Genomic DNA, 20,706 nt, shown 5'->3' with positions numbered 1-20,706 from the left:
GGAAAAGGACATCGCCTGATGAGTGGCTTTACCGGATTCCCCTCCGGCTTCGTCTTCGGCGCCGCCACCGCCTCGTACCAGATCGAGGGCGCCGCGCGGGAGGACGGCCGCGGCCCCTCCATCTGGGACACCTACAGCCACACCCCCGGTCTGGTGGTGAACGGCGACACCGGTGACGTGGCCTGCGACCACTACCACCGCTACCCCGAGGACGTGGCGCTGCTGCGCGAACTGGGCGTGGACTCGTACCGGTTCTCCATCGCCTGGCCGCGGATCGTGCCCGACGGCAGTGGCCCGGTGAACCCCAAGGGCCTGGACTTCTACTCCCGGCTGGTGGACGCGCTGCTGGAGGCGGGCATCGAGCCGGCCACCACCCTGTACCACTGGGACCTGCCGCAGGCGCTGGAGGACCGAGGCGGCTGGCGGGTGCGCGAGACGGCGGAGCGTTTCGCCGAGTACACGGCCGTGGTGGCCGAGCGCCTGGGCGACCGGGTGCCGCGCTTGATCACCCTCAACGAGCCCTGGTGCAGCGCGTTCCTCGGCTACTCCGTCGGCCGGCACGCGCCGGGCGCCAGAGAGGGCCGTCCCGCGCTGGCCGCCGTGCACCACCTGCTGGTCGGCCACGGTCTCGCGGTGCAGGCGCTGCGGTCGGCCGGGGTACGCGAGGTCGGGATCACCCTCAACCTCGACCGCAATCTGCCCGCCACCGACTCGGCGGCCGACCTCGCGGCCGTGGTCCGCGCGGACACCCAGCACAACCTGGTGTGGACCGAGCCGCTCCTGGCGGGCCGCTACGCGGCGACCGAGGAGGACACCTTCGGCGAGCTGATCACCGGAGCGGACTTCCGCCGGGACGGCGACCTGGAGCTGATCTCGCAGCCGCTGGACTTCCTCGGCATCAACTACTACCGGCCGATCGTGGTCGCCGACGCCCCGCTGCGCGAGGCCGACCCGGGGAAACGGGTGGCGACCGACAACCGGTACGAGGAGGTCCGGATGCCGGACGTCCGGGAGAACGCGATGGGCTGGGCGGTCGCGCCGGACACCCTCACCGATCTGCTGGTGGCGCTGAAGAAGCAGTACGGCGACGCCCTGCCGCCGATCCACATCACCGAGAACGGCTCCGCCGAGCACGACGCTGTGAGCGAGGACGGCGCGGTGCACGACACCGACCGGGTCGAGTACCTGCGCGGCCACCTGACTGCGCTGCGCGCGGCGATCGACGCCGGTGTCGACGTCCGGGGCTACTACGTGTGGTCGCTGCTGGACAACTTCGAGTGGGCCTTCGGCTACGACAAGCGGTTCGGGATCGTACGGGTCGACTACGACACCCAGGTGCGCACCCCGAAGGACAGCTACCACTGGTACCGGTCGATGATCGCCGCCCAGCGCGGCTGACGGCATGCGGCCCGGGAGGGGCGGCGGCAGGTGTGCCGCCACCCTCCTCGGCGTCCGCGGCTCGCGCGCGGCCGGAGCGTGCCGGGCGTTTTCAGTCGTCGGCGCGGTCGGCGAGGGCCGCCGGGTCGGCGAGCACCTCCTGCACGATCACCCCGGCCGCTCCCCTGGCCGCGTCGCCCAGCGGGGAGGCGGCCCGCAGCCGGCCGCTGTCCCTGGTCCACAGCCCCGAGACCACCCTGCGGGACAGCTCCCGTTCCACGGCGGGCGCCAGCCAGCGGGCGAGCACCCGGTAGAACCCGCCGAGCATCACCGCGTCCGGGTCGAAGAGGTTCACCGCGCCGGAGACGATGTAGCCCAGCTGCCGTCCGGCGCGTTCGACGGCGGCGAGGGCGTCGGGGTCGGCGCGGCGCACCCGCCGCTGGAGTTCGGCGATGCCCAGCACGCCGGCGGTGGTGGTGATGCCGGCGGCGTCCAGCAGCGCGGCCTGCCCGGCGTACTGCTCCAGGCAGCCGTGGGCCCCACACGGGCACAGCGGGCCGTTGGGGTCGACCACCATGTGCCCGATCTCGCCGGCGAAGCCGTGCGCGCCACGCAGCACCTCACCGCCGACGACCAGCGCCCCGCCGATGCCGATTTCACCGGTCAGATAAAGGAAGCTGCGCACGCCCTCGGTGCCGGCGCCGTACCACAGCTCGGCGAGGGCCGCGGCGTTGGCCTCGTTGTCGGAGCTGACCGGCAGCGGGCGCCGGATGGAGGCGAGGGAGTGCAGCGACTGGGCGAACAGCCCCTCGACGGCGACCCGGGTCCAGCCGAGGTTGGGGGCCTGCCGGACGGTGCCGCCGGTGACCAGGCCAGGCACCACGACATGGGCGCCGACCGGTGTCAGACCCTGTTCGGCGGCCGATCCCAGGGCGCGCGCGGCCAGCTGTGCGGCGCGCGCGAGCACCTCCGAGGGCTGCACCCCGCGGTTGTCGACGTGCTCGACGAGTCGGACCCGGTCGGTGCCGGCGAGGTCCACCACACAGACGACGATGTAGTCGACGTTGATCTCCACACCGAGCCCGGCCGGGCCGGTACGCGCCACCTTCAGCACCGTGCCGGGGCGTCCCACCTGGCCGCTGCTGGTCTTGCCCCATTCGGTCAGGAAGCCGTTCTCCAGCAGCTGTTCGACCAGGGAGGACACCGCGGCCCTGGTCAGCCCGACGCGGGCGGCGACCGCGGCCCGGGTGGCGTCGCCCGCGTCGTGCACGGCCCGCAGCACCAGACTGAGGTTGTGCCGGCGGACCGTCGCCTTGTCGGCCTTCGGACCCAGGGAGATCGGAGTGTTGTTCATCGTGCCGTCGAGGGTATCGATTCGCGCAGGTGAAGCGGTGTCCGCACCCGATGAGCGGCCCTCTTCGCGAGCGGGAGCAGAACAGGCCGGGCGCCGCACCTCTGGGCCGAGCCCGGCGAGTGGACGGAGGATGCGGGCGAGGAAGTCGGACAAGCGGTGGCGTCCCCCCTGCCCGGCGACCTCGCGGGCGAGCGCTGACGCCGTGCTCGGACGATCTCCCGGGATCGCAGGCCTGGAAACACTGAGACGTGTGTCACAGTGGAGAGGACCCGACGGGGGAAGCGAGCGGAGAGGACAGGAAAAGGCGCCTGCCATGTCCATACGTCCGGATTACCACAGCTTGGGCGCAGCCCATCCCGACGTCGTCGACCGACGGCGCGACGAGTACGCGGAACTGTTCGGCCAGGCGCCGGTGATCTTCGCTGCGCTGGGCGGCCCCAAACACGTGGTGGAAGCGGCGAACCCGGCGTACTTCGAGGTCCTCGGGGAAGATCGCGTGCGTGTCGGTGAGCCGATCGGAGAGCTCGTTCCGGAACTCGCTGCGCAGGGCGTCCTCGACCGGCTCGACACCGTCTACCGTACGGGCGTCGCGTACCGGGTCCGAGACTCGCGGCTCATGCTCGGCGGGCCGGGCAAGCAGCGGGAGGGCTTCTTCGACGTCACCTACGAGCCCCGCCGGGACGCGGCCGGCATGGTCGACGGGGTCGTGGTCATCGCCGTCGAGACCACGGCGTACCATCACGAGCACCTCCTGGCAGCCGAGCAACGCGCGCTCCTGGAGCAGATCGCACGCGACGCCCCGTTGGACGAGATCCTCTGCGGCATGGCCAAGGCGATCGAGGAGGTCTCCCCGGACACGATCGTCTCGGTTCTGCTCAGCGATCCCGACGGAGAGCACCTGCTGCACGGCTTCGCTCCGTGCCTGCCCGACTTCTACAACGAGGCGGTCCACGGGGCGCCCATCGGCGAGGGTGTCGGTTCGTGCGGCACGGCCGCCTACCGGCGCGAACCGGTGATCGTCACCGACATCGCCACCGACCCCCTGTGGAACGACTACCGCGACCTGGCCCTGCAGGCCGGGGTCGCGGCGTGCTGGTCCACGCCGATCGAGGACTCGGACGGCCGGTTGCTGGGCACCTTCGCGATGTACCACCGCACTCCGAAGGCTCCCGAGGAGAAGGACCTGGCGCTCAGCGCCGCGTTCGCCCGCATAGCCGCGCTGGCCATCGAACGCCACCGCACGGTGGAGGCGAGCCACGCCGCCCAGAAACGCGAGAAGGCAGCCCTTGAGGATCTGGCCTTCGTGTTGGAAGCCAGCACCGCCGTCACGAGCGAGCCACACTATTCCGACTGCCTGCAGCGCATGGCCCGGCTGACCGTGCCGGCCCTCGCGCCGCTGTGTGCCGTCCATGTGGTCGAGCGTGGGCAGACCCGGCGCATCGCCGTCGCCGCCTCGACCGGGGCGGGGGAGGAGCTCCTGGATTCCTCCGCACTGCGCGAGGAGGTGGACGCCGCCGTCGCACGCGTGCTGGCCTCCGGCACCACTGAAACCGCCCGTGTGGGCGGTCTCGGCGCGCAGGTCGGCATCACCGGTTACGTCTGCGTGCCGCTGGCCACTCGGGGCCGCACCTTCGGCGTGCTCACTCTCCTGGCCACCGATCTGCCGCTGGACGGCCACACGATCGCCCTGGCCGAGGAGCTCGCCCGCCGGGCCGCTTCGAGTGCCGACAACGCCCACCAGTTCACCGACCGGGTCCGGCTGGCGCGCGATCTGCAGACGGGCCTGCTGCCTCCCAAGTTGCCCAGGATTCCCGGCGCCACCTTGGCGGCCTCGTATCATCCGGCCGGTGAAGGGCTCGACGTCGGCGGCGACTTCTACGACGTCTTCCCGCTGCCCGACGACCGCTGGGCGTTCATGATCGGCGATGTGTGCGGACGCGGCGCGCTGGCCGCCACCACCACCGGCATGGTCCGCCACACCGCACGCGCCGCCGCCCGCCTCCTGAGCGAGCCGGCGGCGGTGGTCGCCGCCATCAACGACGCGCTGAGGGAGAGCAGCGGCGCTGAGGGCCAGTTCGTTTCGCTCGTTTACGGCGAGCTGCGGCACACCGCGTCCCACCTCGCGCTTTCCCTGATTCGCGCGGGCCACGTACCGCCTCTCGTCCGCCGCGCCGACGGCCGGGTCGAGGAACTCGCCGCCTCGGGACTGCTGTTGGGCATCGGTCCCGACCCCGACTTGTGCCCGTGCAGCGTCGACCTGTGCCCCGGCGACAGTCTGGTCCTGGCCACCGACGGCGTCACCGAGGCGCGCTCCGCCGACGGCGAGTTCTTCGGTGAGGACCGCCTGGCTGACTCCCTTGCCGCGCTCCCCACCACGACGCCCACCGCCGTCGGCCTGATCGAGTCCGTCACCGCCGCAGTCACCGCGTTCGCCGGCAATGCCACCCTCGACGATCAGGCCGCACTGGTTCTCACCGCCACATAGGGGTCCTGTTGCAGTTGCTGTCGGCACAGGTGATGCCGTCGTCGCCCGCATTGTCCGGATCATCCACATGCCCACCGAGGAGGGCGCGCGCCACCCTCGACTTCCAGGACGGGCGGCCGGTGCGCGGTTCGCGCCGACGCACCTCGGCGAGCCCTTCGGGCCCACGGCCGAGACCATCCGAGCCGTGGTGGCGCGGGGTGGCGATCGACCCGAGCCGGCGACGGCCGCCGACACGCGGGGTGACTTTTCCAGAGAGGGCGCCGGGGACTCGGGGGAGCCGGAGCGGTCCCGGCGGGCCGAGTACCCGGTCGGCTTCGACCGTCGGCGAGTGCCGGGGAAGCATTGGCTCCTCGGCCCTCTTTTTGGCCACGACCGCTTCTGACCAGCTCTGATCGGTTCGTTCACGTACGGGAGCGCCTCTTCGGCGCGGTTATCGGTCTGCCGTACGACGCCTCATACCAGAGCGGGAAGCTCTCCGGAGGACTTTGTCAACAGCCCACCGCACATGCCTCATGGGCGACTACTCTGAGTTGCCGCCGGGCGATGCAGTGGCCGATTTCTTCGGCTCTTTCGACCGGCACCGCGATGGCGCATGCCCGAGTCGCGCAGACCCGCGGGAGCCCCCACGCCCCGACGCACCAGTACGAGGACGCCGATGTCTCACCTTCGCGCACCGGCCGCACGCGCAGACCGCCGTGAGGGCGGGCGGCACGGGCGGCCGGTCGCCCGCACCGTCCCCTCACCGCCCGAGACCGGGATACGGCCCCAGCTGCTGCGCCTGGCGATCCTGCCGCCCGTCGCGGTGGCCCTCAGCGCCTGCGCCTCCGTGCTCTTCACCGTTCGCTCCACCGGCGCACGCCCTACCCTCACGCTTTGGGCCGTGCTTGCGGGCGCCTTCGGAGTGACCGTCGTCGGCATCGTGATCGCCGCCGTGGCTGCCGGACGCGCCGCCGCATCCGTGGCGGCCCGGATCGAGGCACTGCGCCGCGCCGGCGCCCGTGGCGAGGCCGACCTGCGTGCCCTGGTCGAGGCGCTTCGCCGCGGCGAGGTGCCGCCCGTGCGCAAACCGCGGGGCAAACCCGCCGCGGACGCCGACGCCTTCGAACTGTTCGCCGCCGAGCTGGCGCGCGCCCACGACGGTGCCGTCGCCGCCGTCGTCCAGGCCTCACAGCTCTCCAGCCACACGGGCAGCGAACAGAAGCTCGAAGTCTTCGTCAATCTCGCACGGCGCCTTCAGTCCCTCGTGCACCGTGAGATCTCGATCCTCGACGAGTTGGAGAACGAGATCGAGGACCCCGACCTGCTCAAGGGCCTCTTCCACGTCGACCACCTGGCCACGCGGATCCGGCGCCACGCCGAGAACCTCGCCGTGCTCGGCGGCGCGGTCTCGCGCCGCCAGTGGAGCCACCCGGTGTCCATGACCGAGGTGCTGCGCTCGGCGATCGCCGAGGTCGAGCAGTACTCGCGGGTTCGGCTCGTGCCGCCGATCGACGGCACCCTGCGCGGCCACGCCGTCGCCGACGTCATCCATCTGCTGGCCGAACTGGTCGAGAACGCCACGGTGTTCTCGGCGCCGCACACCCAGGTCCTGCTGCGGGCTGGCCTCGTCACCTCGGGGCTCGCCGTCGAGGTCGAGGACCGCGGGCTCGGCATGCCGCCGGCCGAACAGAGCAGGATGAACGCCCTTCTCACCGACCCCGACCAGGTCAACGTCGCCAGTTTGCTGGCAGACGGCCGCATCGGCCTGTTCGTCGTCTCCCAGCTCGCCCGTAGACACGGCATTCACGTCCGGCTGCAGACCAACATCTACGGTGGCGTGCAGGCGGTGCTCGTCGTCCCGCAGGGGCTGCTCGGGCCGGCAGCCAACAGGGACATGACCCTGGCACCGCTGGTGCCGCAGGGGAACCCGGGCACGGGACCGCTTGCGACGCCCGGTGCCTCCGGCCCGCAGGGGGTGGCCCCCGGGAGTTCCCACACCCGGGTCCCGCCACCGCGAGGCACCCCGCCCGTGCGCCCGTCGCCCGGCGCCTTCGACCACTGCGCGCACCCCGGGCCGGGGCAGCCCGAGAGCGACGCGATCCCGGGCGATCACGGCCCGTCCCCGCTGCCCCTACGAGACGCCGACACCTCACGGGCCAATCCCGCCGAGGCGCTGCCCGGCATCCGTCCCGGCGGCCGGGCGACCGCCGAGCAGAACGCGGGCAGACCGACGATGCCGCTGGTCGGCACCGTGCGCGGCACCATCGGCAAGCCTCGACTGCCCCGGCGCCGCGCTCAGGAGCACATCGCACCCCAACTGCGCGGTGGCCCCACGCCGCTCGCCCGCCAGGATTCCGACCAGCACATCGGCCACGACCCGGGCCTGATGGCCGCCTTCCAACGGGGCATCGGCCTCGCGGAGGCCGAGCAGCAGCCGGAGCCCGAGCGCACCGAGGAGGACACCCGCCGGGGAACCGCCGCTTCCAGGCACACCGATGGGCCTCGCGACACCGTGCACCTCGACACGGCGCCCACCTGTGAGGCACCGGCGCCCTCCCCCGGCGCACCGGCCGGGGACCCGGCGCGCACAGCCGAAGCACGCGCCCCGCACGTGCCCGACCAGGACCCGACCGCCCGGCACGACGGGAGCGCACCGCCCGGATGACCGCAACGACCCCGCCCGCTCCCGCAGACCCGCGTACCCCAAGGAGTCGATCCACCATGGCGAGCGAAGTGCCGACCGCCCATGTTTCCGACCTCGACTGGCTGATGAGCGGCCTCGTCCAGCGCGTACCGCACACCACGAGCGCGGTCCTCCTGTCCAGCGACGGGCTCGTGAAGTCCGTGCACGGCCTCGACGCGGACAGCGCCGACCACATGGCCGCCCTGGCCTCCGGCCTCTACTCCCTCGGCCGCAGCGCGGGTGTCCGCTTCGGAGACGGCGGCGACGTCCGGCAGGTCGTCGTCGAGCTGGACCGGACGCTGCTGTTCGTCACCACCGCGGGCTCCGGCACCTGTTTGGCCGTCCTCGCCCGCCGTGAGGCCGACGCGGCCGTCCTCGGCTACGAGATGGCGATGCTCGTCAAGAGCGTGCGGCCCTACCTGATGACCGCGCCCCGCCGGCCCACGGCGATCAGGTCTTGAGCGTGACCGCGGCCGGCGACGGCCCCTGGCTCGACGACGCGGCCGGACGGCTGGTGCGTCCCTACACCGTCAGCAACGGCCGCACCCGGCCGAGCACAGCGCTCGATCTCCTCTCGCAGCTGATGGTCACCGGTGCCGCCCCCCTCGGCTACCTCGGCCCCGAGCACGCCAAGGCACTCGACCTGTGCCGGGCACCCGTATCGGTCGCCGAGGTAGCCGCCCACCTGAAGCTGCCGGCGGTGGTCACCAAAGTGCTGCTGTCCGACCTCGTCGACTGCGGGGCGCTGACCACCAAACCCCCCGAGTTCCACGACAACCCCACTGACCGGTCTCTTCTGGAGGCAGTGCTCGATGGATTACGACGACAGCTCTGACCCCTTTCCCACCGCGCTGAAGATCCTGGTGGCGGGAGGGTTCGGAGTAGGCAAGACGACCTTCGTGGGCGCGGTGAGCGAGATCGCGCCGCTGAGCACGGAGGAGCTGCTCACCACGGTCAGCGCCGCGACCGACAGTCTCGAAGGCATCGAGAACAAGGTCGAGACGACCGTCGCGATGGACTTCGGCCGCATAACCCTCGACCCGCAGCACGTGCTGTATCTGTTCGGCACCCCCGGACAGGAACGGTTCTGGTTCATGTGGGACGAGCTGTCGGAGGGCGCACTCGGTGCGGTGATCCTCGCCGACACCCGCCGCCTGGAGGACTGCTTCGCGGCCGTCGACTTCTTCGAGCAGCGCGGCCTCGGATTCGTCGTCGCCATCAACGAGTTCGACGGCGCTCACCGCTACGACCCCGAGGAGGTGCGCTCCGCCATGGACCTCGACCCCGAGATCCCCGTCGTGTGCTGCGACGCCCGGATCTCCAGCTCGGGGGTGCAGACCCTGCTCACACTCGTCCGCCATCTCCTCGCCCACGCCCCGGCGGCGGCCCCGAGCCACGGAGCCCACCCATGACCCTGGGCCGGCTGCTGCTGACGCCCGAGGACAAGGACGTCGCCGCACGCGTCCGCAGACTGCGCGGGCTCGGCCTCGGTGAGCGCGCGGAACCGGAGTTCGACGCCTTCGCGGACCGGATCGCCGCCCTCGCCGCGGTGCCCTACGCGATGGTGAACTTCATCGACGAGCACGGGCAGTTCTTCGCGGGACTCCATCAGCCCGACGACCGTCCGCTCATCTCCCTCGCCGGTCCGGACGGCCCGCATGCGCAACCGGTCCGCCACCTGGCCCGTGAGTACGGCTTCTGCCCGCATGTGGTCGTCCGCCGCAAGGCGCTCGTCCTGGAGGACGTCCGCGACTACCCCCGCTTCGCCGGCAACCCGGTCGTCGACGAACTCGGCGTCCGTTCCTACCTCGGCGCCCCGCTCGTCGACCGCACGGGCATAGCCCTCGGCACGGTCTGCGCCGCCGACGTCGAACCGCGCCCCTGGGGCCGGGCGGGCCTGGAGACCATCAAGGCGCTGGCCGCCGAGCTGGTCGAGCGGATCGAAGGGAGGGAGAACGACGGCATCTGAGGCTGTGTCCGCCCCCCGCAGCGTCGTCCGCACCCCCTGAACCGCCGAGGGAAGGGCACACCATGACCGATCTGCGCATCGGTGTCCTCGGCTTCGGCCTGCGCGGCCGCTCGCCCGCCTCGTCCGCCTCGCCCACCGTCCCGACCGCGGCTCCCGAATGACCGTCGTCGCCGAGCACGATCCGGCGGTGGCCGCCGGGTTCCGGGCGACCGAGTCACTGCGTGTGGGCGGCGCGCCGTACGAGGTACCGCCGCTGGATCCGGAGTCAGTGGCCTGCTTCGAGCGGGGGCGGACCGGGGTGGTGCGGTACGTGGCGTGAAGGAAAGCTGCGGCCGAGCTTAAGAAATCCTCGATGGACCGTGGCGCCCCCGTACGGCAGATTTCTAGGCGATCCCACCCCTCTCCCCGGTACGGGCCCCTTCGTCATGCCTTGTTCCGGGATTTCACCCACAGGAGCCGTAGCTTTGAAGGCGCTGGTCAAGGAGAAGGCGGAACCGGGGCTCTGGCTCACGGACGTCCCGGAGCCGCAGGTCGGCCCCGGCGACGTATTGATCAAGGTCCTCAGGACGGGGATCTGTGGCACCGATCTGCACATCCGGTCCTGGGACGGCTGGGCGCAGCAGGCCATCCGCACGCCGCTCGTGGTCGGGCACGAGTTCGTCGGCGAGGTCGTCGGAACCGGTCGCGACGTCACCGACATCAAGGTCGGCCACCGGGTCAGCGGCGAGGGTCACCTGGTGTGCGGCAAGTGCCGCAACTGTCTGGCCGGGCGCCGCCATCTGTGCCGGGCGACGGTCGGGCTCGGCGTCGGGCGCGACGGTGCGTTCGCCGAGTACGTGGCGCTGCCCGCCTCGAACGTATGGGTGCACCGGGTCCCCGTCGACCTCGACGTCGCCGCGATCTTCGACCCGTTCGGCAACGCCGTCCACACGGCCCTCTCCTTCCCGCTGGTCGGCGAGGACGTCCTGATCACCGGCGCCGGCCCGATCGGGCTGATGGCCGCCGCCGTGGCCCGGCACGCGGGCGCCCGAAACGTCGTCGTCACCGATGTCAGCGAGGAGCGCCTGGCGCTGGCGCGCAAGATCGGGGTGAGCCTCGCGCTGAACGTCTCGGACGCCATGATCGCCGAGGGCCAGCGCGAGCTCGGACTGCGCGAGGGCTTCGACATCGGCCTGGAGATGTCCGGCCGCCCGGAGGCGATGCGCGACATGATCGCCAACATGACGCACGGAGGCCGGATCGCCGTGCTCGGCCTGCCGTCCCAGGAGTTCCCCGTCGACTGGGCCCGGATCGTCACCTCCATGATCACGATCAAGGGCATCTACGGCCGCGAGATGTTCGAGACGTGGTACGCCATGTCGGTCCTGCTGGAGGGCGGGCTCGACCTCTCGCCGGTGATCACCGGCCGGTACGACTACCGCGACCACGAGGCGGCGTTCGCGGACGCGGCGAGTGGCAAGGGCGGCAAGGTCATCCTCGACTGGAATGCGTGACTCTCTTCCGGTGCAAGCACTTTAGGAGCTTCCTGATGTTCGACTCCGTGCGCGACGACCTCCGCGCGACCCTCGACGAGATCCGCGCCGCCGGGCTGCACAAGCCCGAGCGCGTGATCGACAGCCCGCAGTCCGCGACCGTGCACGTCACCGCGGGCGGCCGCCGCGGCGAAGTGCTCAACTTCTGTGCCAACAACTATCTGGGCCTCGCCGACCACCCCGAGGTGATCGCCGCCGCCCATGAGGCGCTGGACCGCTGGGGGTACGGCATGGCGTCCGTGCGCTTCATCTGCGGTACGCAGGAGGTGCACAAGGAGCTTGAGGCGCGGCTGTCCGCGTTCCTCGGCCAGCAGGACACGATCCTGTACTCCTCGTGCTTCGACGCCAACGGCGGCGTCTTCGAGACCCTCCTCGGCCCGGAGGACGCGGTGATCTCCGACGCCCTCAACCACGCATCGATCATCGACGGTATCCGTCTGTCCAAGGCCCGCCGCTTCCGCTACGCCAACCGCGACATGGCGGATCTGGAGCGTCAGCTGAAGGAGGCCTCCGAGGGCGGCGCCCGCCGCAAGCTGATCGTCACCGACGGCGTCTTCTCCATGGACGGCTATGTGGCCCCGCTGCGCGAGATCTGCGACCTCGCCGACCGTCACGACGCCATGGTCATGGTCGACGACTCGCATGCCGTCGGCTTCGTCGGCCCCGGTGGCCGCGGCACCCCCGAACTGCACGGCGTCATGGACCGCGTCGACATCATCACGGGCACCCTCGGCAAGGCGCTCGGCGGCGCCTCCGGCGGTTATGTCGCCGCCCGAGCCGAGATCGTCGCCCTGCTGCGCCAGCGCTCGCGTCCGTATCTCTTCTCGAACACGCTCGCGCCGGTGATCGCGGCGGCCTCGCTCAAGGTGCTCGATCTGCTGGAGTCGGCCGGCGACCTGCGCGAGAGGCTGGCCGAGAACACCGCTCTCTTCCGGCGCCGTATGACCGAGGAGGGTTTCGACATCCTGCCCGGCGACCACGCCATCGCCCCGGTCATGATCGGCGACGCCGCGAAGGCCGGCCGCATGGCCGAGCTGCTGCTGGAGCGCGGCGTCTACGTCATCGGCTTCTCCTACCCGGTGGTGCCGCAGGACCAGGCCCGCATCCGGGTGCAGCTCTCCGCCGCGCACTCCACGGACGACGTCAACCGCGCGGTCGACGCGTTCGTGGCGGCGAGGGCCGAGCTGGACGGCTGACCCGCCGGACCTCTTGCGATAATCGTCCGCATGATCGAAGCGCGGCGGCTCCACATCCTCCGTGCGGTGGCCGACCACCGCACGGTGACGGCCGCTGCCGCCGCGCTCTATCTCACCCCCTCCGCGGTGTCCCAGCAGCTCACCGCCCTGGAGCAGGAGACCGGTCACCGGCTCGTCGAGCGCAGTGCCAAGGGCGTACGGCTGACCCCGGCCGGCGAGATCCTGCTCAGCCACACCAACGCCGTCCTCGCCCAGCTCGAGCGGGCCGAGGCGGAGCTCGCGGCGTACGGCGCGGGTTCGGCGGGCACGGTCACACTCGCCTCCTTCGCCACCGGCATCGGCCTGGTCGTGGCCCCCGCGCTGGCCCGGCTCACGCACACGGCACCCGGCATCCGGGTCCGCGTCCATGACGCCGAGGGCGACGCGAGCCTGCCGATGGTCCTCGACCGGCAGGTGGACGTGGCGGTCGCCGTCGAGTACCGGGGCGCGCCGGACGCGGACGACCCCAGGCTCACGCACATCCCGCTGTACGCAGAGCCCTTCGATGCGGTCGTGCCGGTCACCCACCGCCTCGCCGGCACGGACGAGGTCCCGCTCGCCGAGCTGGCCAAGGACCCGTGGATCGGCCCGTACCCCGGCAATCCCTGCCATGACGTCGTCGTCCTGGCCTGCGAGCACGCCGGATTCCAGCCCCGCCTCGAACACTCCTCGGACGACTTCCGCGCGGTGGTCGCGCTCGCCTCGGCCGACGCGGGCGTGGCCCTGGTGCCCCGCTCCGCCCTGCGGGGCATGGACCTCACCGGCGTGGTCGTCCGCCCGGTCGACGGTGCCGCCCCCACGCGCCGGGTCTTCGCTGCCGTGCGCCGGGGCACGGAGGATCACCCGCTGATCCGCCCGGTGCTCGACGCGCTGGCAGAGGCCGCGACCGAGGACTGAACGCCGGGGGCCATGTTTCATTTCTGGGAAATTCCTCTCACATCCGGGACTCGCATCCCGAATCCGGGATAGCGTCCCGAGTATGGGAAGCGAAACGACCGACACCGTGGACGTACGGCTGGCCACGCGCCTCGCGGAGCTGCGCGCCGAACGCGGCTGGTCCCTGGGTGACCTGGCGGAGCGCAGCGGCGTGAGCCGCTCGACACTCTCCCGGGCCGAACGCGCCGAGATCAGCCCCACGGCCTCGATGCTCAACCGCCTGTGCGGCGTCTACGGCCGCACCATGTCCCAGCTGCTGAGCGAGGTCGAGGCGGAGCACGCGCAGGTGGTGCGCACCGCTGACCAGAGCGTCTGGGAGGACACGGCCTCCGGCTTCGTACGACGGTCCGTGTCCCCTCCGCACCCGGGGCTGCGCGGCGAGCTCGTCGAGGGACGGCTCGCGGCGGGTGCCGACATCACCTACGACCGTCCGCCCGTGCCCGGACTCGAACAGCACATCTGGGTCCTCGACGGCACGCTGGAGGTGACCGCACAGGACGGGGAGCAGCTGCTCGCCGCCGGTGACTGTCTGCGGCTGCGGGTGTGGGGGCCGACGCGCTTCCGTTGTCCTGGGCCCGACGGCGTTCGGTACGCACTGGTGGTGGTGCTCCCGTGACCGCGATCGTCAGGCTGAACGGGCCCGATGTGCTCGCCCGGGCCGTGGAGCTGGCCGAGCTGCTGACCGACACCGTGCACGGCGGGGCCTCGATCGGCTTTCTCGCGTCGCTCGACCGGGCCGAGGCCCTCGCCTGGTGGAGGACACGGGCGGCCGCGATCGACACGGGCACTCTCGCGGTCTGGGCGGCGCGGGCCGGGGACCGGGTGACGGGCACGGTGAGCCTCGCCTACCCGGACAAGGCCAACAGCCGCCACCGGGCCGAACTGGTCAAGCTCATGGTGCACCGGGACGCCCGCGGCCAGGGCCTGGGACGCAGACTGCTGACCACCGCCGAGCAGGCAGCCGCCGAGGCGGGCATCACCCTGCTCCACCTGGACACGGAGACCGGCAGCCCGGCCGAGTCCCTGTACAGTTCGGCCGGCTGGACCCGGCTCGGGGTGATACCGGACTACGCGGCGACCCCGACCGGCGCCCTCCATCCCACGACGATCTTCTACAAGCGCGTGGGGGTTCTCATCCGCTGAGCGAGCGGTGATTGTCAGTGGCCTTGGCTACGGTGCCAGACATGCCGGACGCCGAAGACGTACGCCGTATCGCCCTGTCCTTGCCGGACACGACGGAGAAGACTGCCTGGAGCATGCCCACGTTCCGGGTGGCGGGGAAGATGTTCGCCACGTTGCCCGAGGACGAGACGTCGATGGCGGTGCGCTGCCCCAAGGAGGAGCGGGACGAGCTGGTCCTGGCCGAGCCCGGGAAGTTCTGGGTCGCCGGCCATGAGGCGCAGTTCGCCTGGATCCGGGTGCGCCTTGCCACCTTGGAGGACGAGGCGGAACTGCACGACATCCTCGCCGACTCGTGGCGTCAGGCCGCCCCGCCCCGCCTCCTCGACAACCATCCGGAGCTGGGACTCGCGCCCGGGGACTGACACAGAGAGTGAACGGCCCACAAACGGGTGCGCGACCACCGTCCCGAGTGCGGTATTGTTTCTGTGCGCGTGGGGCCCGGGGAAATCCCAGGTCAGGCGGGCAACGGGACGTGGCGCAGCTTGGTAGCGCACTTGACTGGGGGTCAAGGGGTCGCAGGTTCAAATCCTGTCGTCCCGACCGAAGTGTCGGATGTATTCGCATGTGAGGGCGCTCTTCGGAGCGCCCTCACGTGTGAGTGGGAGCAATGTGGCAACCCCGACTCCTGGGGGAGCGGGCGCCGCATCGTACGGCCCCGCAGTGCGTGGCCGCGGGGCCGCCATTGTCCGGTCAGGCGGTGGTCAGCGCGCACTGGCCGCGGTCGGCCTTCATCGGGCCGGCGGTGGTGGGCCGGACGTCGAAGTCGAACATGGCGGTGGGTACGTACAGCGAGCAGCAGGCGTTGGGGATGTCGACGATGCCGCTGATGCGCCCCTCTACGGGTGCGGAGCCGAGCAGCAGGTAGGCCTGCTCACCGCTGTAGCCGAACTTCTTGAAGTACTCGACGGCGTTGAGGCAGGCCCGGCGGTATGCCAGTGTCGCGTCCATGTAGAAGTTCGTGTCCGTGTCGTGGTCGACGGAGATTCCGATGAAGGTGAGGAACTCCGTGTACCTCGGCTCGACGTTGCCCGGAATGAACACCGGGTTGGTCGAGATGCCGTACTTCTCCATGCCGCCCTTGATCAGCTCGACGTGGAAGTCGATGAAGCCGCCCATCTCGATGGCGCCGCAGAAGGTGATCTCTCCGTCGCCCTGACTGAAGTGCAGGTCGCCTCCCGAGAGCTTGGCGTCTTTGACGTGCACCGGGAAGAAGACCCGCGAACCACGCGTGAAGTTCTTGATGTCCTGGTTACCTCCGTTCTCGCGGGCCGGAACCGTGCGTGCGCCCTCCGCGGCGATGCGCTTGGCGAGGTCGCCGGTGGCCGTGCCGGCGAGTGCGTTGGTGCCCTCCGGCGGTAGGGCGAGGGGCGGGACCCGGTTCGGGTCGGTGTCGATCAGCGCCTTCTCGCGGGCGTTCCAGCGGGTGAGCATCTCGGCCGACGGTGCCGTTCCGAACAGCCCGGGGTGGGTGATCCCGGTGAAGCGGATACCGGGCAGATGACGGGACGTGGCCTGCTGTCCGTGGAAGTCCCATATCGCCTTGTAGGCGTCCGGGAAGTAGTCGGTCAGGAAGCCACCGCCGTTGGCCTTGGCGAAGATGCCCGTGTAGCCCCAGCTCTGGCCCGCCGCGTCCCCGGTCTGCTGCGGCACGGGGCCGAGGTCGAGTATGTCGACGACGAGCAGGTCGCCGGGTTCGGCGCCCTCCACGCCTATCGGGCCGCTGAGCATGTGAGGGATGCTCAGGTCGATGTCGCGTACATCGTTGGCGGTGTCGTTGTTGCCGATCTGGCAGTCGGTCCAGTCGCGGCACTCCATGCGGAACTCCGCTCCCGGCTTCACCATGGTGACGCTGGGGACGTCCGGGTGCCACCTGTTGTGTCCGGGAACGGCCTGGTCACGCATCGACTTGCTCTGGTCGACACTGAATACGACTTCGGGCATGACAGCCTCTCATTCTGATCCGGTCAGGACGTTGTGCCCGTACCTCCGGCCGATCCGGCCGGGGCCGGTTGCCGCGGTCTCCTGGTGAGCGTCCACAGCGCCGCGAACACGACGACACCGAAGGCCCCGAGGGCGATGGCGATCTCCGAGGTGTGCTTCCAGTAGCCGGAAAGCAGCAGCGCCGCGGGAATGACACCGGTGACCCAGCCCTCGATCGCCGTCACCCAGCCCACATAGTCGGACAACTCCGTCTTCTTGAGACCGAGCAGCAGGAAGAACAGGAACCACAGAAAAGCCCAGTAGAGCCAGATGGCTCCGAAGGGGTAGTCCTTGAAGAGGTGGAAATTGACGAACGAATACCCCAGGGCCACGATCGCCACAAAGAGGGAGTAGTAGCCGACGCATATTTTTTCGATGTCGGCGAGCAGGACAATTCCCACATAAAGGTAGGTGAATCCGAACAGGTAGATCCCGGATGCCGCCAGAATCTTCATCTGGTCATCGCCGGCCGTGAAGATGAGGTAGGTCGGTGTCAGTACCTGCAATCCACCCACGAAGAGGTTGAACACTGCTGCGGACTTGGCGTCGACCTTCCCCAGCAGCAACAGCCCGTTCATGAACAGCACCGCACCGACAAAGAGCAGTCCCACGTTGCCCACGGGGACGCACCTCCAAACGGTGTCCGGGTTCTGACGTCGAAAACCCGCACAAGACGTTCTTCTGCCCCGTCAACCACCTCCCTCAGGGACGCGGCAACCGCGAGAGCGAGGGGTGCGGGTGCTGTTCCATCCTTCTGCGTGGCGGCACTTCGGAAACTACTGCTGGGGCCTCCCGGGCCTGCTCCTCCCGGTCATGGAGGGCGGCGGCCGCGCTCGAGGTCAACGCGAGGCCGGGCGCGGAGTACAGACGTCTTGCCGCGCCTGCGCAAGCAGGACAGCCGTAAGACGTGGGCGCCGTTCCGATTGCCAACTTCACGTCGAAAGGCCCACAGTGGCTGCATAGATATTCGTAGGTCGCCATCACCACTCCGGAAGCCGGTGGACGCTGGCCAACCCGAATCTGTGCGGCGCCCGAAAAGCGCACGCGCCAGTCCGTTTCCTCCTTTCAAGGAGACGTCTCGTAAATGCACGTGTCAAGTCCCGGACGGCTGGGCCCTCCCCCCGGAACGGCCTGATGGCAAGCCCGGCGCTGCTCCAAAGAGACCCACGGCGACGCTCGGTGCGACGTACTGCACGGATTTTCCCACCCGTCTTTTTTCGCACGGGCGGACCAACTCGTAACCGCATGTGGAGAACGTCCTACGGGTGCCGGGCCAGAACTGACGCCGACAGTTGTCACGACCTGCTCCGGCAGCCCGTAGTGTGCGCCGAGGCCCATCAGAAGCCTCAGCGTGAACGAGCGGTGATGCCCAGCCCCCTCGGAGTACATGATCGTCGAGGACGGTGGGCTTGCCGGGACCTGAGCGCGCTCCTGCACGGTCACCGGATAACGCCGACAGCGGCGGACGAACAATCAGCAAGAGACTGATTGGAAGATCCAGCACCTCTGCTGTGAGCCGACTCACCTCAGAATTTGCTGGACGGTTGCGACCGAGACCTTTAGTTTCTTAAATAGATTGACTTTTCCTTAAGCGGACGCACCGGCGCCGCGCATACTGTCTCGCGAGAAATCCAAGGCAACGTCGGGAGGGCGGATCAGTGAGCAAAATGAACGCCGTGTGGGTACGAGGCGTGAACGGCATTCAGTTGCATCACGTGACCGATCTCCAGGATGCCGGCAGGTTTTTGGGTAACGCGGCGATGGCACTGCGGGCCGCGCACGTAAGGACCGGCGCCGACCGGTACTCCAGCATCGCCGCCGAGCTGAAGAGCCTGGTGGAGCGGGTGCGGGAGTTGGAGGACGAGGCGCGGTCGAGCATGCACGACCTGCACGCCACCGACCCCGAGCGGTTCGCCCGCTGCAGGGACGGGCACGAGCCGTGGCCAGGTGAAATCCCGGCAGGATTCGTCCCGCGCCACACGTGCAAGGACGAGTGCCTCTACCACGACCGCGACGTCCTCGACGCCATCATGCAGTGCACCTGCGGCCGGCCGCCGTGCCGGGCGTGTGAGATCGGCGGAAAGCTCTGACGGTCCCAAGCCCGAGCCTTGGCGCGCCGGCGTTGAACGGTGGGCCGCCGCGGGCTGTTGGTGAGTGGCTGGCGGCGGGCGCAAGCACACGGTCGAGGTCGCGACCGCGCGCGTCAATGCCGGTGTGACTCTCGTGCCCCGGAACCCGCGAGGGGCCGGCGACGATGAACGGATCGTGCAGCGGCACGTCGGAAAGCCGCATCAGCTCGGTCTCGGCCACGGTCGAAGACTGCGTTGACGCGATGGCGGCGGAAGCCGGCGTGGACGACGGGGATCCTGCGCCGAGGAGCCCCTGACCGGCGCCCGGGGAAACGGGGCTCTCCCTGGCGCCGGCCGAGCACGCCGAGGTGCTGGCGTGCTACATCCGCGAGCATGCATCGGGCTTACTCGTCGGCCCCGGTGAGCGGCTCGTTCGAAGACGCAATCAGCCGGGCGCGGAGGTCCGTGTCGGGCATGTCGGGGTCGAAGGGGAACATCGGCCGACGGATGCGGTGATGGCCGAGCCTCACGAGGTCCTGGTCGACCCCTCCCGGCGTGAGGGCCATCTTCCAGCCGGCGGCCATCGCGTACAGCTCGGGCTCCAGGTAGCCGATCTTCACGATGACGACGTCCGCCTCCCGTGGGGCCAACTCCAGCCGCGTGAAATCGTGTTCGTAGTGGTACGGCTTCCGCAGCCGGGTCAGGATCACGTACACGCTCCCCACCCGCAGCACCACTTCCGTCTGCGCGTCCCGGTCGCCGTGCCGGACCGCGTGGACCACGCCCGTCAGGGTGAGCGGTCCGGCGTGCCGGTCGTCCACCTCGGCGCCCGCGGTAACGGTGACGGTCGCGCCGACCCCCGCCCGCACCGCCGTGTCGACGGCGGAAGGGCCCGGCAGGGAGGCGTAGATGACGACCGGCCCGGACGGCTCCTTGAACTCAGGGCGGGACAGCACCTGTTCGAGGCTCCAGGTGACGTCTCCGGCGCCGCCCGCGGTCGGGTTGTCGCCGGTGTCGCTGATGAAGTACGGGCGGGCGGTGGACGCCAGCGCCTCGTCGAGGGATTCGTCGAGCGTGCCGGTCGGGGCGACGAAGGCGAAGTCGCGCCGCGCGTCCCAGAATGCGCGGGCCAGCCGCTCGGCACCCTTCGTGACCGCGTCCGTATCCTGCCCGGTGACGACCACCGCGGCCCGGTTGCGCGGCTCGTCCGCCCAGGCGTACCCGACCCAGATCGCCGCGTCGACGACACCGGGCAGTGCCTCCACCTCTTCGACCGCCGCGTACACGCTCTTCGCGGGCTCGATCCGGGTCGACGTCTGCTCTCCGGCCAGCAGTACCGGCACCGGGACCCATGCCTTGACCGGGCGAGGCTCGCCGCTCGCCAGCAGGTCGACCAGGTTGCGGGCCGCGCGCTCCTTGGTCTCCATGGCGTCTTCGTGCGGCGCCATGCGGTAGCAGGTGATCAGGTCGCTGCGGTGGACCAGTTCGCGCGAGACGTTGCCGTGCAGGTCCATCGACGTCGACACGAGTAGGTCCGGGCCGACGGTCTCGCGGATGCGTGCGAGCAGGAGTGCCTCGGCGTCGTCCAGCCCCTCGACGGTCATCGCGCCGTGGATGTCGTACCAGAGCCCGTCGATGCGTCCCAACGCCTTCAGCCGGTCGAGCAGTTCGGCCGCGAGGTCGGCGAACGCGGCCGCCGTCACCGTGCCGCCCGGCAGTGCCTTGCCGACCAGTGCGCCGCGCCAGTCGGCGGCCGTCCGCAGGGGGGTGCCGGGGGCGAGGAACGGGTAGCGGGCGAGTACGTCGGCGCCGCGTTGAGGGTGAAAGGCGAGGGCTGTGGTGCGGGCCGGGGAGAAGGTGGACGACTCGATGCCGAGACCGGCGATCGCGATGACGGGACGGGGATGTGACATGAGTCCTCCGGA

Annotated in this window: 20 protein-coding genes and 1 tRNA gene; 16 read left to right on the top strand and 5 right to left on the bottom strand. The window is 70.4% G+C overall.

From position 1 onward, the window contains the following. Positions 1-18 precede the first annotated feature (18 nt). On the top strand, positions 19-1,398 hold the full coding sequence (locus ACZ3TS_RS27035; RefSeq protein WP_467622703.1) for a GH1 family beta-glucosidase: 1,380 nt from the start codon (positions 19-21) through the stop codon (positions 1,396-1,398). 91 nt (positions 1,399-1,489) lie between these two features. Here the strand turns inward: ACZ3TS_RS27035 and ACZ3TS_RS27030 are convergent, their stop codons facing one another. Beyond that, positions 1,490-2,731, bottom strand: coding sequence for an ROK family protein (locus ACZ3TS_RS27030; RefSeq protein ID WP_467622700.1), 1,242 nt, complete (start codon positions 2,729-2,731; stop codon positions 1,490-1,492). A 313-nt stretch (positions 2,732-3,044) separates the two neighbouring features. On the opposite strand from ACZ3TS_RS27030, the gene ACZ3TS_RS27025 reads away from it, so the two are divergent. From ACZ3TS_RS27025 to ACZ3TS_RS26960, 14 genes are all read left to right on the top strand, one after another. Continuing rightward, positions 3,045-5,216 carry a SpoIIE family protein phosphatase gene (locus ACZ3TS_RS27025; protein ID WP_467622698.1) on the top strand — a complete coding sequence of 724 codons (2,172 nt, stop codon included), beginning with the start codon at positions 3,045-3,047 and terminating at the stop codon, positions 5,214-5,216. A gap of 655 nt (positions 5,217-5,871) precedes the next feature. Next, complete coding sequence (locus ACZ3TS_RS27020) at positions 5,872-7,860, top strand: sensor histidine kinase (protein ID WP_467622695.1); 1,989 nt, start codon at positions 5,872-5,874, stop codon at positions 7,858-7,860. Between the two features lie 56 nt (positions 7,861-7,916). Continuing rightward, positions 7,917-8,339: a roadblock/LC7 domain-containing protein gene (locus tag ACZ3TS_RS27015; protein ID WP_467622692.1), complete on the top strand. Its 423-nt coding sequence runs from the start codon at positions 7,917-7,919 to the stop codon at positions 8,337-8,339. A 2-nt stretch (positions 8,340-8,341) separates the two neighbouring features. Then, the gene (locus ACZ3TS_RS27010) at positions 8,342-8,713 is read left to right on the top strand and encodes a DUF742 domain-containing protein (RefSeq protein WP_467622689.1); all 372 of its coding nucleotides are present in this window, start codon (positions 8,342-8,344) and stop codon (positions 8,711-8,713) included. Beyond that, a complete protein-coding gene (locus tag ACZ3TS_RS27005; protein ID WP_467622686.1) occupies positions 8,691-9,290 on the top strand; it encodes a GTP-binding protein in 600 nt (199 codons plus the stop codon). The genes ACZ3TS_RS27010 and ACZ3TS_RS27005 overlap by 23 nt, the downstream gene beginning before the upstream one ends. Beyond that, on the top strand, positions 9,287-9,847 hold the full coding sequence (locus ACZ3TS_RS27000; RefSeq protein ID WP_467622683.1) for a GAF domain-containing protein: 561 nt from the start codon (positions 9,287-9,289) through the stop codon (positions 9,845-9,847). The genes ACZ3TS_RS27005 and ACZ3TS_RS27000 overlap by 4 nt, the downstream gene beginning before the upstream one ends. 157 nt (positions 9,848-10,004) lie before the next feature. Next, positions 10,005-10,166: a hypothetical protein gene (locus tag ACZ3TS_RS26995; RefSeq protein ID WP_467622680.1), complete on the top strand. Its 162-nt coding sequence runs from the start codon at positions 10,005-10,007 to the stop codon at positions 10,164-10,166. A 145-nt stretch (positions 10,167-10,311) separates the two neighbouring features. Further along, positions 10,312-11,340, top strand: coding sequence for an L-threonine 3-dehydrogenase (gene tdh, locus ACZ3TS_RS26990; RefSeq protein ID WP_467622678.1), 1,029 nt, complete (start codon positions 10,312-10,314; stop codon positions 11,338-11,340). 35 nt (positions 11,341-11,375) lie between these two features. Continuing rightward, entirely contained in the window at positions 11,376-12,575 is a 1,200-nt protein-coding gene (locus ACZ3TS_RS26985) for a glycine C-acetyltransferase (RefSeq protein ID WP_467622675.1), read from the top strand. Positions 12,576-12,605: 30 nt separating this feature from the next. Then, positions 12,606-13,511 (top strand): LysR family transcriptional regulator, encoded by a 906-nt coding sequence (locus ACZ3TS_RS26980; protein WP_467622672.1) that lies wholly within the window; start codon positions 12,606-12,608, stop codon positions 13,509-13,511. Positions 13,512-13,593: 82 nt separating this feature from the next. Then, positions 13,594-14,166, top strand: coding sequence for a helix-turn-helix domain-containing protein (locus ACZ3TS_RS26975; RefSeq protein WP_467622669.1), 573 nt, complete (start codon positions 13,594-13,596; stop codon positions 14,164-14,166). After that, positions 14,163-14,693, top strand: a complete 531-nt coding sequence (locus ACZ3TS_RS26970; protein WP_467622667.1) for a GNAT family N-acetyltransferase — start codon at positions 14,163-14,165, stop codon at positions 14,691-14,693. Before ACZ3TS_RS26975 ends, ACZ3TS_RS26970 begins: the two co-directional genes overlap by 4 nt. A gap of 41 nt (positions 14,694-14,734) precedes the next feature. Continuing rightward, a complete protein-coding gene (locus tag ACZ3TS_RS26965) occupies positions 14,735-15,094 on the top strand; it encodes an MmcQ/YjbR family DNA-binding protein (protein ID WP_467622665.1) in 360 nt (119 codons plus the stop codon). A gap of 104 nt (positions 15,095-15,198) precedes the next feature. Further along, positions 15,199-15,272 (top strand) — tRNA-Pro (locus ACZ3TS_RS26960). A gap of 150 nt (positions 15,273-15,422) precedes the next feature. Here the strand turns inward: ACZ3TS_RS26960 and fmdA are convergent. The 3 genes from fmdA to ACZ3TS_RS26945 form a co-directional block, all read right to left on the bottom strand. Further along, positions 15,423-16,673, bottom strand: a complete 1,251-nt coding sequence (gene fmdA, locus ACZ3TS_RS26955; RefSeq protein ID WP_467622663.1) for a formamidase — start codon at positions 16,671-16,673, stop codon at positions 15,423-15,425. Positions 16,674-16,696: 23 nt separating this feature from the next. Next, on the bottom strand, positions 16,697-17,332 hold the full coding sequence (locus ACZ3TS_RS26950; protein WP_467622660.1) for an AmiS/UreI family transporter: 636 nt from the start codon (positions 17,330-17,332) through the stop codon (positions 16,697-16,699). Between the two features lie 82 nt (positions 17,333-17,414). Then, positions 17,415-17,693, bottom strand: a complete 279-nt coding sequence (locus ACZ3TS_RS26945; RefSeq protein WP_467622658.1) for an FmdB family zinc ribbon protein — start codon at positions 17,691-17,693, stop codon at positions 17,415-17,417. Between the two features lie 686 nt (positions 17,694-18,379). Here ACZ3TS_RS26945 and ACZ3TS_RS26940 point away from each other — a divergent pair. Then, positions 18,380-18,802, top strand: coding sequence for a hypothetical protein (locus tag ACZ3TS_RS26940; RefSeq protein ID WP_467622758.1), 423 nt, complete (start codon positions 18,380-18,382; stop codon positions 18,800-18,802). A 383-nt stretch (positions 18,803-19,185) separates the two neighbouring features. Here ACZ3TS_RS26940 and ACZ3TS_RS26935 read toward each other — a convergent pair whose 3' ends face one another. Then, positions 19,186-20,694, bottom strand: coding sequence for a M81 family metallopeptidase (locus tag ACZ3TS_RS26935; RefSeq protein ID WP_467622655.1), 1,509 nt, complete (start codon positions 20,692-20,694; stop codon positions 19,186-19,188). Positions 20,695-20,706: the final 12 nt, after the last annotated feature.

Source organism: Streptomyces sp. NPDC022910 (assembly GCF_055561075.1).
Note: the sequence above shows the minus strand (reverse complement) of the source record. Positions and strands in the feature narration are given on the sequence as shown.